This is a genomic window from Prosthecobacter sp. GW821-HT29F12 (assembly GCF_058803405.1).
In genome coordinates this window covers 2,728,263-2,745,013 of the sequence record NZ_CM179517.1, presented here as the reverse complement: position 1 = coordinate 2,745,013, position 16,751 = coordinate 2,728,263, and the positions used below count along the sequence as shown (strand labels likewise).

The window sequence follows — 16,751 nt, the reverse complement described above, 5'->3', positions numbered from 1 at the left end:
AAGCAGACGGGTGTGAGGTGGCGTGCCAGCAAACCGGCGGCTATCCTCAGGCCCATTCGGCATTAAATCTCCGCTTTTGTCGTGTCGCGGGAAGTTTTGCTCGTAGAACTTCGTCCGGCACTCGTTATTCTTTCATCCCCATCATGCAAACCGCGCTCGAAACACCTGCCCACGAAAAAAAGGTCGAACAGACCGAGGCCGGAAACTACTTTGTCTCCAACTACCCGCCCTTCTCATTCTGGAAGCCTGACCAGGTTCCCGTGGTGGAGGAAGTGCTGAAGCAGCCCGCCCCGGCCAACATCCCGCTGGGCGTTTATTTCCACATCCCGTTCTGCCGCAAACGCTGCCACTTCTGCTACTTCAAAGTCTACACCGACAAGAATGCGCAGGAGGTGAAGGCCTACATCGATGCTGGCATGCGCGAGATGGAGCGCTTCACCAGCCAGCCCTATCTGAAGGGACGCAAGGCGCACTTCGTGTATTTCGGCGGCGGCACTCCCAGCTACCTGTCCGTGCCGCAGCTCAAGGATCTGACCAACCGCATGAAGGACATGATCCCATGGGACGAGGCGGAAGAAGTGGCCTTCGAGGCCGAGCCCGGCACGCTCAATGAAGTCAAGCTCACCGGCATCCGCGACATTGGCGTCACGCGTCTGAGCCTTGGCGTGGAAAACTTCGACGATCACATCCTTGAAACGAACGGCCGCGCCCACCGCAGCGGTGAGATCGAGAAAGCCTACCGCTTTGCCCGCACGCTCGGCTTTGAGCACATCAACATCGACCTCATCGCAGGCATGATGAACGAGACTTGGGAGAACTGGAAGGACACCGTCAGAAAGGCGATCGCGCTGCAGCCGGACGCCGTGACGATCTACCAGATGGAGGTGCCCTACAACACCACCATGTATCAGCAGATGAAGGCCGAGGGCAAAGTCACCGCACCCGTGGCCGACTGGCAGACCAAGCGCGACTGGGTCAGCTATGCCTTCGATGAATTCCAAAAAGACGGCTACACCGTCACCAGCGCCTACACCGTGGTGAAGGACCCCAAGCGCATCAAATTCGTCTATCGCGACTCCCTCTGGGAAGGTGCCGATCTCTTGAGCTGCGGCGTGGCCTCCTTCGGCCATCTCGGCGGCGTGCATTATCAAAATCAGGCCGATGTGGGCCCCTACATGCAGGCCGTGGATGCCGGCCAGTTGCCGATCTTCCGCGCCTACCAAACCACGGCGGAAGACCGCTTCGTGCGCGAATTCATCCTCAAGCTCAAGCTCGGCCGCAGCGAGTTCGACTACTACGTCAATAAATTTGGTGAAGATCCACGCAAACACTTCGGCCCGCAGCTCGACTACCTGGCCAAGGAAGGCTTTGCCACGCTGGATGCTGCAGGCGTCACGCTCTCGCGCGATGGCCTGCTGCAGGTGGACCGTCTGCTGCACGATTTCTTCCTGCCGCAGCACCGCCAGTACGCCCGCTATACCTGAAGCCCTCCGACGCAACCGAACGACAACGACGGCGATGAACGAGGCACCCCGGCAGGACGAGGACATCCTGGCACCCCTGATCTTTTTTTACGGCATCGGCAGCACACGTCCGCGCGTGACTTTTGTGGATCCCCAGGATCTAGCCGAGCAGGAGCGCGGCCTGCTGGTGCATGACAAAGACATGACGCCGCGTCTGCGGGATTTTCACGCCAGCGAGATCGATCTGGATGTCGCCGCCCGTGCCCGCATTGGCAACTACCTCGTGCGTGCCTCTGTGCTGCACCGGCACAAGGACGGCATGCCCGTCGAATTCGGTGCCATCGGCATACACCTCGATCTCCTGCCCGAGGAAGCGCAGAAGCTCGTGCTCGAAGGCCTCGTGCCCTTCGGTGCCATCTTGGAGCGCTACCAGGTCCCGCACTCCAGCCACCCCCGTGGCTACTTCCGCATCTCGGTGGATCAGCGCCTCGCCGACCTCCTCGGCGCCACCAGCGGCCAGATTCTTTTTGGTCGCTGCAATGAGCTGCGCCACGGCAGCGGACGAGTGCTGGCAGATGTGGTCGAGGTGCTGCCGCGCCTTATGTAACAAATGGCATTGCGGTTTTAGAAGGAATTTGCTTAGATTTGTGGGATAGCAATGAACCTGCAAATCAACTGCCCCAATTGCCAAAATGTCCTGTCAATCGAACAGCGATTTGTGGGAGGGCAGATGCAGTGTCCCCTTTGCCAGCAAATCTTCGCGGTGGCTCCGCCTCCGGTGGTGCCGGTGGTTCAGGCCCGGCAGGTGGCGCAGGCTGCGCCACAACCAACGGCATCGCGACCCACTGCACCACGACCAGCGGGGCCTCAAAATCCGGTGCGGCCTCAGCCTCCCGGATCCCACCCCCCTGCAAAAACCGTGACGAAGGCCCCGGCCGAGGGGGATGGAATGGCAGTGGCCATGATTGTCGGGTTGATCATTCTGGTGGGTGTCGGTGTGGTGATTGGTGGGTTCTATCTGGCGAGCGGGATGTTGAAAAAGCGCGAGCTGGCCGAAAAAGGCCTCGGCAGTGAAATCCAAAGCCAGCTGGAGGCCAAACGTGCCGCTGCGGCCAAGGTGAAGCAGGAGGAGGAAGCGGAAAAAAACGAGATGCTGGCCTCCTTGCGCAAACTGCTGGCCACTCAGCTCTGCGAGGGCAATGAGAAGGTGGCTGGCGAAATCATGCGTGAAGTGGAGTCGATCGTGGCCGAGGCGGACAAGCTCTATGCCGATGCCGATGCGAATAACGATCCGCAGGACATGAGGGCCTTTCTCGCCGAGCACATGGAGCCGCGCCTGAGAGCCAACCCGGTCATTTTCAACTGGCTCGGAGGCAGGCTGTCGCCCAAAAATTTTAGTGCGATGTTGTTTGGTCAGCAGCAGGCGGTGAAGCCCGAGCGCGGCAAGGTGGCGGACTTCCTCATGGCGGGCAATTACTCCGCCACAGGCACGGGCTTTTATATCTCCAGCCAAGGGTGGCTGCTGACCAATGAGCACGTCGTGGATGAGGCCACCGAAGTTGATATCCGTGGTGCGGATGGTGTCATTCTCCATGCGCAAGTGGTGAAGACAGATGTCGATGGAGACGTGGCCGTTTTGAAAACCAAGGAGCCCACATCCCACTGGCTGCCTGTGGCGGCGCAGGAGGGGACCATGGGCGCGGCCGTATTCACCATCGGCTTCCCCAATGCCGACCTGCAAGGCGTGGAGCCCAAGTTCACGGACGGCCGCATCAGCAGCTTGAGCGGTCTCCGGGATGATCCTGACCACTATCAAATCACCGTTCCCGCACAGCCGGGCAATTCGGGCGGCCCGCTCGTCGATGTGAAAACAGGGGCCGTTACCGGCATCGTGGCCGCCATTCTCAGAGGGCGGGAAAATGTGACCTACGCCATCAAATCTCGGGTGGCGATCAACCTCCTCAAAGGCATCCCGGCCTTTTCAACCACCGCTCCGGTCAAAATTCCTGCCGGTGCCGACATGGAAACGCTGGCTTCGGAAGTGCGTGCGGCCACGGTTTTCGTGATGGTGAGGAAATGACCGGGCCGACTTTGCCTGGGCTGCGCTTTTTTTGCACGGCTGCGCACTTAGTTGGAGCTGGTGGTCAAACCATTTGCGATTTGAGGGTAATGGGGTTTGAGTTGACCTGACCCAATTCGCGCTCTTACCCTGGTTATTTTTTGTCATGAAACGCTCCCTGTTCATTCGCCCCACCTTGACTGCCGCCCTGCTTCTGGCCGGCATTCTGCCTCTCACCGCCGCTCCCAAGGGCACCAAGGGGGTGGAGGAGTTCGACCCGCTCGCTTTCCCGGGCAAGGTCGTGGATGACGTGATCGTCCCGGTCCCGAGCGAAGTTTTCTCCGTGCTCGACAAACTCGGCGAGCCCAACTGGAACGCGGAACTGCGCAAGCAGGACATGCCAACCACCAGCGACCGCACCAAGCTCTCCCTCCTCTTTGGCTACACCGTGGCCGAGGGCTTTGTGGCCGTGCAGGCCGAGGACAAGGAAGCCGTCAAGGACATCGGCCATGACGTCATCTCTCTGGCCAAGAGCCTCGGTCTCAGCAAATCCGTGCTGCCTCACGCCCAGGCCATCCTGGATGCGGCTGACAAGGGACAGTGGAGCGCCATCCGCAAGGAATTCGACCAGACCCAGAAGACCGTGCGCGACACGATGGAGCAGATGAAGGACATGGACCTCTCGCAGTGCGTCAGCCTCGGCGGCTGGCTGCGTGGCACGGCCTCCGTGACCTCCGTGGTGAAGAAGAGTTTTTCGGCCGACCGCGCCGAGTTGCTGAACCAGCCCATGCTGGTGGAGCACTTCGTCAACAGCATTGCCAAAATGCCCGTCAGCACCCGCGATCACGATGTGGTGAGGTCCATCCAAAAGGGCCTGTCATCCGTTCTCAAGCAGATGGAAGGCGCCGTGGACGGTTTCACCAAGGATGCGGTTTCTGACATCGGCAAAACCTGCGACGGCCTGCTGACGGAAATCCTCGCGAAAAAGTAGTCGGTGCCCTTCACCTTCATGATCTCCTCCGAAAGATACCCCCAAATGAAACGCCCCTGGTCCCGCTTTCAAGTTCTCGCCGCCGCCTGCCTGCTGGTGCTGGGAGCCACGTGCGTCTACGCGACCGTGGATGAGTCCCATGACTTTGCCATGGAGGCCGCCACTCCGTTTGTGGAGCAGGGTTTCATCGTGCGTGAAGACTACTGGAACGGCGAGGTGAAGAGCGGACAGAAGCTCCAGATCACCCACCAGCTTTTCAAGGGAAACGAATACGCCTTTTGGCTCGGCACGAGCCAGGAAGGGGTCACGCTCGACATGAAGGTCTACGATGAAAAGAACCAGCCGGTGCAGATCAATGCCAAGTCCGACAAGTTCTACATGAGCGTGCGCGTCAATCCGCCGAAGACCGGCACTTACAAGATCGTCTTTGAACTCAAGTCGAAGACGGATGCCGGCGTGCTCTGGGCGCTGGCCTATGGCTACCGCTGATGCCCGTCGAAACGCTCACTTACGAGACGCCGCAGTTCCTCCAAAAACTGATTGGCAATGACCTCGGCAGTCTGCGGCTGATCGGTGAGTCGTTCGGCGTGAACGTGACCAGCCGTGAAGGCTGGGTGCGTTTGGAGGGCGAGGAGAAACCCATCGCCTCAGCACGTGAGGTTTTTACCCAGCTTGAAAAAGTGCGCCGCAGCGGTGGCGATGTGTCTGCCGGCATGGTGCGTCTGGTGATCGAGAGCGTGCAGCGTGAAATGGGAGATGCCCCTGCGGATGCCATCATGCAGCTGAAACTGCTCGGCTCAGGCAAGCGTCCTCCCGTGCTGGCCAAGACGCGCGGGCAGATCGCCTACGTGCAGGCCATGCGGGAATGCGAAGTGGTCTTTGGCGTGGGGCCTGCGGGCACTGGCAAGACCTATCTCGCGATGGCTCAGGGCCTTCATTACCTCAAAGAAAAGCTCGTGCAGCGGCTGGTGCTCACCCGTCCTGCCGTGGAGGCTGGCGAGGCGCTGGGCTTTCTGCCAGGTGATTTGAAGGAGAAGATTTTCCCCTACCTGCGTCCCCTCTACGATGCCCTCTATGACATGCTGGAGCCTGAGGAGGCGGAGCGCCTCATCGAGCGCGGCAGCATCGAGATCGCGCCGCTGGCCTACATGCGCGGAAGAACGCTTAAAAATGCCTTCATCATCCTCGATGAAGCGCAGAACACGACCACCGAGCAGATGCTGATGTTCCTGACCCGTCTGGGGGAAGGGGCACGCTGCGTGGTCACGGGAGACCCTTCCCAGATCGACCTGCGTCGTCATGTGAAGTCGGGTTTGAAGGAGGCCGTCGAGCTGCTGCAGGACGTGGAAGGCGTGCGTTTCGTGGCTTTTGCCCCGAAAGACATCGTTCGTTTGCCCGTCGTGCAGCGTATCATTGAAGCCTATCAGTCTGGGCGGAGCCGTAAAAATGAGACACAATGGCCCAAACAGGATTGAGGCTCGGGGGAAAGATTCTTGTCCCAGCCCCGATGTATGATAGCTTCATAGCCGTTCCCCCTATTTTTTAACACATGTTCGAGTCCATTCGTCGTGCCCGCTTGCAACGCGAAGGGCTTTCCTGCGGTAAAACCCGCCGAAAGCACCAGGAAGGGGATCTGCTTGACGAGATGCGCACGCATCCTGCGGGCACGGTGGGGGCCTACGTTCTGTTTTTCGTTGGCATCGGCATCCTGATGCGCCTCGGCACACAAGTGGAGGCCGGACTGCCCGCCGTCACCTGGCTGCACATGCTCTATGCTGGGGCCATTGGCTTTGCCATGGTGGTGCATGAGCGCGTGGCGCTGCGGCATGACATCTGTGACAACGGCGTGCTGCTGCTGGTGCTGGGCACCATCTTCACCCACCTCGCCCTGGTGGTGCTCATGCTGGATCTGTCCTTCAGCCAGAGCTGGGGCAAGACGCTCAAGGCCATCGTGCTGCCGCATGCGTTTGGCCCGGTGGTACTGTCCGTGATTCTCGGTCGCCGCATCGGCCTCTTTGGAGCCATCTACGCTACGCTCTTCGGGGTGCTGGTCTGCATTTCGATTTCTGCGCCCACGTACATGGCCACCTCGGCCCTGCTCGGCTTCACCGGAGTGCTCCTCACCAAGCATGTGCGCCGCCGCAACCGTCTCTTCATGGCGGGGCTCTACGTCGGACTGGTGGCCATGGCTTATTCGCTCCTGCTGCATGAGGCCGCTGGCGTCATCATGGAGGAAAGAATTGGCCGCATGGTGGGCCTGCCACTGCTCATCGGCGTCGTCACCGGCATGGCCGTGGGTGGCTTGCTGCCGGTGATGGAAAGCGTCTTCGGTGTCACCACGGATGTGTCCTGGCTGGAACTCGGAGATTTGAACCACCCGCTGATGCGCCGCCTCAGCATCGAAGCGCCCGGCACCTACCATCACAGCCTCGTCGTGGCGAATCTCTCCGAAGCCGCTGCGGAGAAGATTGGTGCCAGCGCCAGCATGTGCCGCGTGTGCGCCTACTTCCATGACATTGGCAAGCTCAGCAAGCCGGAGTACTTCATCGAGAACATGGACCCCTCGGCGAATCCGCATGAGGACCTCACGCCGCGCATGAGTGCGCTGGTCATCATCGCGCACGTCAAAGACGGCGTCGATCTCGCCATCAAGCACAACCTCAACTCGCGCATCATCGACGTCATCGAGCAGCACCACGGCAACTCTCTCGCCTGGTTCTTCTACCGTCAGGCGCTGGATCAGAAAGCCGAGGTGGAGCGTCTGGTGAAGCAGTCCAAGGCCAAGGAAGACGACGTGCCGCAGGTGAGCGAGGAAACCTTCCGCTATCCGGGCCCGCGCCCGCAGTTCAAGGAATCCGCCATCATCTCCCTGGCAGACGCCGTGGAGAGCGCCTCCCGCACGCTGGACAAGCCCAATGCCTCACGCATTGAAACGATGATCGACGACATCGTGCAGGCACGCATGATGGACGGCCAGTTGGATGAATGTGATCTCACCATCGCCGAGTTGGCCAAGATCAAGGCCAGCTTTGCCAAAACCCTGCTCAGCATGATGCATGGCCGCATCAAGTATCAGAAGGCCGTTGAGACCAAGCCTTCAACACAGCAGGCTCATGCAAGGGAGGAGGCCAAGCCCGTGCTGGTGGGCGATGAAGAAACTGAAGCCTCGGCAAAAATCGTCGAAGCCTCCTTTTCCAGCCCCGCTGCTGCCGAGACCGCCCCCGTCAAGAAGCCCCGCAGCCGCAAATCTCCCCCAGCCTCCGCCGCCTGATGCCGCTGCCGAAGCTCCGTATTTATAACCGGCAGAAAGCCCACGCCATCCCGCTGCCCTGGCTGCGGCGCATCGGCAAAGCCGCGCTGCCCGGGTGCCTCGCCGCCCTCAAGTTTCCCGACGCCCCGCTCGCCTCGCTGGAGGAGATCGAGATCACCATCGTCGATGACGCCGACATCGCTCGCGTGCACGCCGATTTCCTCGACGATCCCACGCCCACGGATGTCATCACCTTCCACCACGGCGAGATCCTCATCAGCGCCGACACCGCCCTGAGCCAGGGCACCGAACTCGGCCAGACCCTCGACCACGAGGTGGCCCTCTACCTCGTCCACGGCCTCATGCACCTCGCTGGCTGGGATGATCACGAGCCGGAAGAGGCCAAAGAGATGGCGCAGCGGCAAGAGGCCATCCTGCAAGGAGCATTGGCCGCAAAGAGCCTCAAAAAGGAACAAGAAAACTGATCAAGATCTGATCTGTTTTTTGCGAGTCTTTGCGTCTTTTTGCGGCCAACGAATGCCTTACTGCTCCAGCACCTTCAGCGCATTGCGCAGCAGCGTGAGTCCGGCTTCCTGGCTTTTCTCCGGGTGGAACTGCACGGCCACGAGGTTCTTTTTGGCGATGCCGCTGATGAAGCTGACGCCGTAGTCGGTGCGGCAGAGAGCGAGGGACTCGTCCTGCACGTCCGGGTAATAGGAGTGAACGAAATAGACGTATGTCGGATTCGGCAATCCGGACCATACGGCAGACTGCTCAGGAGCCCACTGGGCGACGTTCCAGCCCATGTGGGGGATCTTGAGGCCGCTGGCTGGGTCGAACTTGCGCACCAGGCCTTTGGCCACGCAGAGACCTTCCACGCCGGGGGATTCCTCGCTGCTTTCAAACAGGAGTTGGTAGCCGAGGCAGATGCCGAGGTAGGGCTTTTCCGCCTTCAGCCAGGCCTGCAGGGGCTCCCATAGGCCGGTTTCCTTGAGGATGCGGATGGAATCGCCAAAGGCGCCCTGACCGGGGAAAATGAGGACATCGATGGCATCGAAGTCTTCCGGTTTGGTGACGAGGTTGGCGTGGGCGTCGATCGCATCAAAAGCATTCAGCACGCTGCGGAGGTTTCCGCCGCCGTAATCAAGCACTCCGAGTTTCATCACAGTACGTCCTTGGTGCTGGGGATGCCGGTGACGCGGGGATCATGCTTCGTTGCAACATCCAGTGCGCGTGCGAGGCCTTTGAAAATGGCTTCGGCCATGTGGTGCGCATCGCGACCACGGCGGATTTCGACATGCAGAGTTGCCAGCAGGCTGGAGGAGAAGGCGCGGAGGAACTCCTCCACAAGCTGGTAGCTGAAGCGGTTTACGCCGCCGATGGCTTCCACGTTTTCAGGCGCGTGATAGCTGAGGAAGGAGCGGCCGCTGAGGTCGAGCGCGACTTCGGCAAGGGTTTCATCCATGGGGAGAAGCCAGAAGCCGTAGCGCACGATGCCCGCCTTGTTGCCCAGGGCTTCGCGGAAGCAGTTGCCAAGGACAATGCCGGTGTCTTCGACGGTGTGGTGGTAATCCACCTCGATGTCGCCCACGCACTTCACCTTGAGGTCAAAGAGGCCGTGCTTGGTGAACAGCGTCAGCATGTGGTCAAAGAACGGCACTCCGGTGTCGATCTGCGCTTTGCCGGATCCATCGACATTGAGTTCGATCTCAATGTCGGTCTCGGCGGTTTTGCGGTGCTGCTTGGCGGTTCTGGCTTGGCTCATTGGGGGAGGGGCAATGAACACGCGTTTCCCCGTAGTGCAACCGTCTCGGTGGCCTCATCACAGGCGTCAGGCGAGCAGGCCCTTCACGACTTTGCCCGCTACATCCGTCAAGCGGTAGCGTCTGCCTTGGAATTTGTAGGTCAAGCGTTCGTGGTCGATGCCGAGGAGGGACATGAGGGTGGCGTGGAAGTCGTGGATGTGCAGGCCGTCCTTCACGGTGTTGTAGCCGAAGTCGTCGGTCTCACCGTAGACGGAGCCTGCCTTGATGCCGCCGCCGGCGAACCAGGCGCTGAAACAGCGCGGGTGGTGGTCGCGTCCGAAGTTGGTGCTGATCTTGCCCTGGCAGTAGGCGGTGCGGCCAAACTCGCCGCCCCAGACGACGAGGGTGTCATCCAGCAGGCCGCGCTGCTTGAGGTCCTTGACCAATGCGGCTGCGGGCTGATCGGTTTCTTTGCAGAGTTTTGGTAATGCACCGGGCAGGCCGCCGTGGTGGTCCCAGTCCTGATGATAGAGCTGGATGAAGCGCACGCCTTTCTCCGCAAGACGACGCGCCTGGAGGCAGTTCGCGGCAAAGGTGCCGGGTGTCTTTACATCGGGGCCGTAGCTGTCGAGGATGTGCTGCGGCTCATCGCTGAGGTCGGTGACTTCGGGGATGCTGGTCTGCATGCGGAAGGCCATCTCGTAGTGGTCGATGCGGTTTTGAATTTCGGCATCGGGCGTAGCTGCGAACTGGTGCTCGTGCAGCTCCTTGAGGCGGTCCAGCATGAGCCTGCGGCTGTCGGCGTTCACGCCTGCGGGATTGCCGAGATAGAGCACCGGGTCCTTCGCGGCGCGGAAGAGCACACCTTGATGCTTCGTGGGAAGGAAGCCGCTGCCCCAGAGGTGGGAGCCGAGCGGCTGGCCGCCTTTGCCCTTGGTGATAAGGACGGTGAACGAGGGCAGATTGGCGTTCTCTGCTCCAAGGCCGTAGCTCAGCCATGAGCCAATGCTGGGACGTCCCGCGATTTGGGATCCGGTTTGGAAAAAGGTCACGCCGGGGCCGTGATTGATCGACTCGGTGTACATCGACCGCGCCACGCAGATGTCGTCGGCGATGCTCGCGGTGTGTGGCAGCAGTTCGCTGAACCAGCCACCGGCCTGACCATGCTGGGTGAATTTGAAAGGAGAGCCCACCATCGGGATGGACGACTGATTTCCCGACATGCCGGTGAGTCGCTGGCCCCCGCGCACGGAGTCAGGAAGCTGCTCGCCGTTTCGTTTGTTGAGCAGCGGCTTGTAATCAAACAGGTCCAGGTGGGAGGGGCCGCCTGACATGAAGAGGTAGATGATGCGCTTCGCTTTCGGTGCGAAGTGAGTGCCGCCGAGCACGCCGTGGTCTGCGGGTTCGGAGCCCTGGGCCAGCAGCTCATTCAAAGCAATGCCGCCGAGGCCCATGCCAAAGCGGTTGAGGAGGGTGCGGCGGTCGATCATCGAGGGGGAAGAATTCATCGAATGGAGGCGGTTAGCGTTTAACGACACAGGCGTCGTGATTTAACAAAGCCTGCGCCAGCACGGCAGCTGCGGCGGCTTCTGGAAGGGGGATCTTGGCGTCACGTTTGGCGTTGCCGGTTTTAAGCAGTTCCTCAGACTCTTTCGGCGCCTTTTTGAAATGGGAGAGCTGCTCCTGATAGAGCTGGGTGCAGATCTGCACTTCCTTGGCGTCGGGCTTGCGGCTGAGGCAGCGGAGGAAGCCGAGTTCGATCATCTTGGGGAGGTCGCCCTTGGTTTCGAGGTGGAGTTTTTCGCCGAGGACGCGGGCGGCTTCGACATACTGCACGCCATTGAGGAGGATGAGGGCCTGGAGGGGGGAGTCGGTGCGTTCGCGTTTGGAGATGCAGACGGCGCGGCGTGGGGCATCGAAGGCGACCATGGCGGGCGGTGGGCTGGTGCGGCGCCAGTTGGTGTAAATGCTGCGACGATAGACGGCATCGCCTGCGCTGGGGCCCATGGGCTTGAAGGCTTCGGTCATTTCATAGGGATAGACCGGCGCTCCACCCATGGTGAGTTTGAGCAGGCCCGCTGCGGCCAAGGCGTTGTCGCGGATCATCTCGGCAGGCAGGCGGAAGTGCGGGCCGCGTGCGAGCCATTGATTCTCGGGATCGTCGGCCATGGTCTTGGCATCGGCGATGCTGCGCTGGAGGTAGACCTTGCTGGTGACGATCTCCTGAATCAGCTCCTTCACATTCCAGCCGCTTTGGATGAACTTCATGGCGAGGTAATTGAGCAGCTCTGGATGCAGGGGGCGCTCGCCCTGGCTGCCAAAGTCTTCCGCCGTCTTCACCAGTCCGCGTCCGAACAGGCTCTGCCAGATGCGGTTCACGGTGACACGGGCGGTGAGCGGATGATCGGGCGCGGTGAGCCACTGCGCGTAGCCGAGACGGTTCTTGGGGGCATTTTTTGGGAAGGGTGGCAGGAAGGCGGGAGTGGCAGGGCCGACCTCGTCGCCGCGTTTGTCATACTCGCCACGTGTCAGCACATAGGCCTTCTTGGGCTGCGGCAGTTCCTGCATGACCATGATTTCCTTCTGTGCATCGGCAAAGGCGGTGACCTCGGCACGTGCCGCTTTGAGTTCAGCGAGCAGCGGTTCCAGCTTGGCATCAAAGGGCAGGGAGAGGTCGCGATTGAAAATGCGCAGGTCATCGACCAAGCCGTTTTTGAAGCCGCGATCCCGCATGCGCTCGCCGAGGCTGATGTTGTCATGGCCGCCGCCGGTGATGTTCTTGGTGAGGTGGTCTTTGATGATGTCCACGGCGGCGAGTTTGCCATTGATGAAGATCTTCAAACCGGAGGCGCGGCTGCTGCCGTCGTTGGTCACGATGACCTGCGTCCATTCATTGAGCGGCACCTTGGCCTGCGTGCGGATGGAGATGGCGTTGCCGGGCCAGAAGTGAATGAGCGACCATTTGATGCGGCCGTTTTCGATGAGGAGTTCATAGCCGCGGCTCGCGGCGTCTGTCCATGCCTGGGAGCGGTGTAGCACCACGGCGCGATCTTTCTCATCCGGGGTTTGCAGCCAGAGGGAAATGCTGAAGGGATCGTGACGTTGGAAGTTTCCGAGCGGTGTGTCCACCGAGTCATCGCCGGTGAACTGGATCGCGCTGCCAAGTTTGCCGGACACGAGTTTGTTTTCACCTTTGAGGATTGCCTCGGGGCCCGGAGGCGGGGCTTTGGCGTCTTTCTTTTTCTGCGCGGGTGTTTTGTCCTTGGCGTCTGCGACGGCCTTTGGCTGAGGAGGAGCGGGCGGTGGTGCGGGATGCAGAGCATCGGCGAGTTTGTTGCCTTTGAGTTCGTCAAAGGTGAAATGGGCGATCTGGCCTTCCAGTGATGCGGGTGCGCCATTCTGAAGATCGAGCGCTGTGTGGGCAGGAATGCCCGAGTTACTCAGCTTCGCCTCCAATGCTTTAACCTTCGCGTTTAGCGCCGCCATTTTTTCCTTGGCGGGTGCGTCCATCATCATGAGCGCGGGCGTGGGCGGGGAAGGGGTGAAGAAGGAATAGAGTCCTGCTTCGTCGATGTTTTGCAGCATGGAAAAGAGGCCGTAATAGTCCTTCTGCTTGATGGGATCATACTTGTGATCGTGGCAGCGTGAGCATTCGAAGGTGAGGCCGAGGAAGGCGGTGGCGACGGTCTGCACGCGGTCGGCCACGTACTCCACGCGGTACTCCTCCTCCACGCTGCCGCCTTCGCTTTCCTGCTGGTGCATGCGGTTGAATGCGGTGGCAAGGATCTGCTCGTCGGTGGGAGTTGGCAGCAGATCGCCCGCGAGCTGCCAGGTGATGAACTGGTCGAAGGGCAGGTTCTCGTTGTAGGCCTTCACCACCCAGTCGCGCCAGGGCCAGACTTCGCGTTCGCGATCCACCTGGAAGCCGTAGCTGTCGGCGTAGCGGGACACGTCCAGCCAGTCCACCGCCATGCGCTCGCCATAGTGAGGTGAGGCGAGGAGGCGAGTGACGAGATGCTGGATGCTTGATGCTGGATTGAACTCATGCTCGGTGACGAAGGCGCTGATCTCCTGAGGTGATGGGGGGAGGCCGGTGAGGTCAAAGCTGAGGCGGCGGATCAGCGTTTCCGGCGCGGCTTCGGGCTGCAGTTTCAAGCCAAGCTCTGACAGCCCGGCGGTGACGATCTTGTCAATGCTCTGATCCATGGTGGATTCGGGCTTCAAGGAGATGAAGGCCCAGTGTGCCTCATACTCCGCGCCTTCGTTGATCCATTGCTTCAGGATGGCGATTTCAGCGGGCGTCAGATCGCCGAGCTTTGACTTGGCCGGTGGCATGTGATCGTCGGCATCGGTAGTCACGATGCGCTGGATCATCTCGCTCACCTCGGCTTTTCCGGGAAGGAAGGCCTTGGCCTCGACGGCGGCATCGCGCTCATCCAGGCGCAGATCGGCTTCACGCTTCTTGGGATCAGGTCCGTGACAGAAGAAGCACTTGTCCGAGAGGATGGGCCGCACATCGCGGTTGAACTTCACCTTTGCCGGGGCAGCCGGGAGCAGAGCGGGGAAGGTGAGAAGGAAAATGAGAAGCCGGTGCATGAGCAAGGGAAGGTGGGGAAACATTGAACATTGAATTCCAGCTGGAGGGAATCGGAGGAGCAATGGGGATTTTGGGGGGAAGCAGCAGTGAATATTAAAACGTGATGGTTCGGCTTTGTGTTTGTTGAACGCGGGTGCGGTAGGCTGCCAGAATAAACGGTGGCCGCCTATGCCTCTTTATGGATGTTTTGTGTCTTATTCTGCTGGGGAAGGAATGAATAGCTGGTAGATGGACGGTGAATTGGCGTATCTGATTTCAGAGACACCGATGCCGATCCGTCGCAAATATTTGAACTACACCACGCCGTGGGGCGTGGATCTGGCGCGCGTGGCGCAGTCGGGCTGGACGCCGTTTTTGATTCATGAGAGCGGGTATCAGCCGGCGTTGGAGGATTGGAATCACCAAGGGGTGGATTCACCCTTCTGGCGCTTCTACTACAATCCAAAGCCGGGCTGCCATCTTGTGTTTGAGGGACGGAAGATTTCACTGGGGCCAAAGTGTGCGGTGCTGATTCCGGCTGACACGGTCTTTGACTGCTGCGGCCCGGTGAAGGCGAGCCACTTCTGGCTGCACTTTACGACAGCACGGCCGGGAGTGACGATGGCGGCGGAACCCATCGTCATTGAGGTGGATGAAGTGCTGCGAGCGATGCTGAGCCAGATGATTGCGACGCATCGTGAACCGCCTGCTGAATTGCGCGATCATCGGCTGCATCATTTGAGCGCGGCGTTGCTGCATACGGTTTTTGCCGGCTTGGAAACGGAGGCGCCGCCGGTGATGCCTGAGCGGCTTGCAGAGGTGCTGGCGCTCATTGCGCGTGCGCCGCATGGCAAGCTGACGAATCCTTTTTTAGCGGAGCGTGCAGGGATGAGTGTGGAGCGGTTCATCCGCGCTTTTCGCGAACACACGGGGCAGACGCCTGCGGTGTATGTGCTGGGCACGCGGGTGCGTCTTGCAGGTGAGGCGCTGGCGCTGACGGACAAGACGATTGAGCAGATCGCCGTGGAGTTTGGTTTTCCGAACCGGCATTACTTCAGCCGCATGTTTGCGCGCCAGGTGGGCTGCGGGCCGGGGGAGTTTCGGGCGCGGCAGAGGGAGAGGAAGGGGAGATAGCGCGGGCAATCTTGACCGCAAAGAACGCGCTCGTTACGGGCAGGATTGCCCGTGGTACTTCAGCTTGGCGCAGAACGATTCAGGACTTGCTATGCCAGCACACCCTTCACCACGTTTCCGGCGATGCCGGTGAGGCGCATGTCGAGGCCTTGGAACTTGTAGTTAAGGCGTTCGTGATTGATGCCAAGGAGATGCATGAGGGTGGCGTTGAGATCGTGCACGTGCACGGGATCGCGGACGATGTTGTAGCTGTAGTCGTCGGTTTCGCCGTAGGTGGTGCCTTTCTTGACACCGCCGCCGGCCATGAAGAGGGAGTAGCAGCGGGGATGGTGGTCGCGGCCGTAGTTGGTGGCGGTGAGCGTGCCCTGGGAGTAGATGGTGCGGCCAAATTCGCCGCCCCAGACGATGAGGGTGTCATCGAGAAGGCCGCGCTGTTTCAGGTCCTTGATGAGAGCGGTGGTGGGCTGGTCGGTGTCGCGGCACTGGCCGCGGATGGCGGCGGGCAGGCCGCCGTGATGATCCCAGCCCATGTGGAAGAGCTGGATGCAGCGTACATCGCGCTCGGCGAGGCGGCGTGCCAGCAGGCAGTTGGCCGCAAAGGTGCCGGGCTTTTTGACATCGGGTCCGTAGCTGTCGAGCACGTGCTGCGGCTCTTTGGAGGTGTCCACCAAATCGGGCACACTCATCTGCATACGAAATGCCATTTCATACTGGGAGATGCGTGCGGTGGTTTCGGGATCACCAAAGGATTCGAAGTCGCGCTGATTGAGCGCGGCGATTTCATCGAGCATCTGGCGGCGCATGGGGCGATCCACGCCGGCGGGATTGGAGAGGTACAAGACCGGGTCGCCGGCATTGCGGAAGCGCACGCCCTGATGCTGCGTGGGCAGGAAGCCGCTGCCCCACAGGCGGTCATAAAGCGGCTGGTCATCGCGACGACCGGTGCCGAAGGAGGTCATGACGACATACGCTGGCAGATCACGATTGGCGCTGCCGAGGCCATAGCTGAGCCAGGCACCGATGCTGGGCCGCCCGGCGAGCTGTGAGCCGGTCTGGCAGAAGGTGATGGCGGGATCGTGATTGATCGCCTCGGTGAACATGGAGCGGATGACGCACATCTCATCGGCCACGGTGGAGAGATGGGGGAAGAGTTCGCTCAGCCAGACGCCGCCCTGACCATGCTGGGCGAATTTGAAGATGGATGGCGCGACGGGGAAGGCCTTCTGCCCTGAGGTCATGGTAGTGAGGCGCTGACCCTGGCGAATGCTGGCGGGCAGATCCTCGGCGCGGTGTTTTTCCATCTGCGGCTTGGGATCGAAGAGATCAAGCTGCGATGGTGCACCGGACTGGAAGAGGTAGATGATGCGCTTGGCCTTGGGCGCGAAGTTGGGGAAGAAGCGCGCGGGTGATGCAGCGGCGGCTTCGTCCTGGAGGAGTGAACCTAGCGCGGCGGCACCGATCGCAGCCGAGGAGTTCTTGAGGAAGATGCGGCGGTTGAGCCGGTCTTGAAATTGAAGGGCGGGATGATTCATA

14 protein-coding genes are annotated in these 16,751 nt (G+C 60.6%); 9 read left to right on the top strand and 5 right to left on the bottom strand.

Annotated elements, in window-relative coordinates; translation table 11 throughout:
• The first annotated feature begins 143 nt into the window (after positions 1 to 143).
• The 8 genes from AC3RLQ_RS11355 to ybeY all read left to right on the top strand — a co-directional run bounded on the left by AC3RLQ_RS11355 (position 144) and on the right by ybeY (position 8,248).
• On the top strand, positions 144 to 1,484 hold the full coding sequence (locus AC3RLQ_RS11355; protein WP_493037125.1) for a coproporphyrinogen-III oxidase family protein: 1,341 nt from the start codon (positions 144 to 146) through the stop codon (positions 1,482 to 1,484).
• Between the two features lie 34 nt (positions 1,485 to 1,518).
• Complete coding sequence (locus AC3RLQ_RS11350) at positions 1,519 to 2,070, top strand: hypothetical protein (protein WP_493037123.1); 552 nt, start codon at positions 1,519 to 1,521, stop codon at positions 2,068 to 2,070.
• Between the two features lie 312 nt (positions 2,071 to 2,382).
• Positions 2,383 to 3,543 (top strand): S1C family serine protease, encoded by a 1,161-nt coding sequence (locus tag AC3RLQ_RS11345; RefSeq protein WP_493037121.1) that lies wholly within the window; start codon positions 2,383 to 2,385, stop codon positions 3,541 to 3,543.
• A gap of 145 nt (positions 3,544 to 3,688) precedes the next feature.
• A complete protein-coding gene (locus AC3RLQ_RS11340; protein WP_493037119.1) occupies positions 3,689 to 4,513 on the top strand; it encodes a hypothetical protein in 825 nt (274 codons plus the stop codon).
• A 45-nt stretch (positions 4,514 to 4,558) separates the two neighbouring features.
• Positions 4,559 to 5,002: a hypothetical protein gene (locus AC3RLQ_RS11335; RefSeq protein WP_493037117.1), complete on the top strand. Its 444-nt coding sequence runs from the start codon at positions 4,559 to 4,561 to the stop codon at positions 5,000 to 5,002.
• Complete coding sequence (locus AC3RLQ_RS11330; protein ID WP_493037115.1) at positions 5,002 to 5,988, top strand: PhoH family protein; 987 nt, start codon at positions 5,002 to 5,004, stop codon at positions 5,986 to 5,988. Before AC3RLQ_RS11335 ends, AC3RLQ_RS11330 begins: the two co-directional genes overlap by 1 nt.
• A gap of 74 nt (positions 5,989 to 6,062) precedes the next feature.
• Entirely contained in the window at positions 6,063 to 7,784 is a 1,722-nt protein-coding gene (locus AC3RLQ_RS11325) for an HD family phosphohydrolase (RefSeq protein ID WP_493037113.1), read from the top strand.
• Entirely contained in the window at positions 7,784 to 8,248 is a 465-nt protein-coding gene (ybeY, locus tag AC3RLQ_RS11320; protein ID WP_493037111.1) for an rRNA maturation RNase YbeY, read from the top strand. Before AC3RLQ_RS11325 ends, ybeY begins: the two co-directional genes overlap by 1 nt.
• A 57-nt stretch (positions 8,249 to 8,305) precedes the next feature.
• On the opposite strand, the gene hisH is transcribed toward ybeY, so the two are convergent.
• The 4 genes from hisH to AC3RLQ_RS11300 form a co-directional block, all read right to left on the bottom strand.
• Positions 8,306 to 8,926 carry an imidazole glycerol phosphate synthase subunit HisH gene (hisH, locus tag AC3RLQ_RS11315; RefSeq protein WP_493037109.1) on the bottom strand — a complete coding sequence of 207 codons (621 nt, stop codon included), beginning with the start codon at positions 8,924 to 8,926 and terminating at the stop codon, positions 8,306 to 8,308.
• Entirely contained in the window at positions 8,926 to 9,528 is a 603-nt protein-coding gene (gene hisB / locus AC3RLQ_RS11310; RefSeq protein ID WP_493037107.1) for an imidazoleglycerol-phosphate dehydratase HisB, read from the bottom strand. Before hisB ends, hisH begins: the two co-directional genes overlap by 1 nt.
• A gap of 66 nt (positions 9,529 to 9,594) precedes the next feature.
• Positions 9,595 to 11,016 carry a DUF1501 domain-containing protein gene (locus AC3RLQ_RS11305; protein ID WP_493037105.1) on the bottom strand — a complete coding sequence of 474 codons (1,422 nt, stop codon included), beginning with the start codon at positions 11,014 to 11,016 and terminating at the stop codon, positions 9,595 to 9,597.
• 13 nt (positions 11,017 to 11,029) lie between these two features.
• A complete protein-coding gene (locus AC3RLQ_RS11300) occupies positions 11,030 to 14,104 on the bottom strand; it encodes a DUF1553 domain-containing protein (RefSeq protein ID WP_493037103.1) in 3,075 nt (1,024 codons plus the stop codon).
• A 268-nt stretch (positions 14,105 to 14,372) separates the two neighbouring features.
• Here AC3RLQ_RS11300 and AC3RLQ_RS11295 point away from each other — a divergent pair, with 268 nt between their 5' ends.
• Positions 14,373 to 15,218, top strand: a complete 846-nt coding sequence (locus tag AC3RLQ_RS11295; protein ID WP_493037102.1) for a helix-turn-helix domain-containing protein — start codon at positions 14,373 to 14,375, stop codon at positions 15,216 to 15,218.
• 89 nt (positions 15,219 to 15,307) lie between these two features.
• On the opposite strand, the gene AC3RLQ_RS11290 is transcribed toward AC3RLQ_RS11295, so the two are convergent.
• On the bottom strand, positions 15,308 to 16,750 hold the full coding sequence (locus tag AC3RLQ_RS11290; RefSeq protein WP_493037101.1) for a DUF1501 domain-containing protein: 1,443 nt from the start codon (positions 16,748 to 16,750) through the stop codon (positions 15,308 to 15,310).
• Position 16,751: the final 1 nt, after the last annotated feature.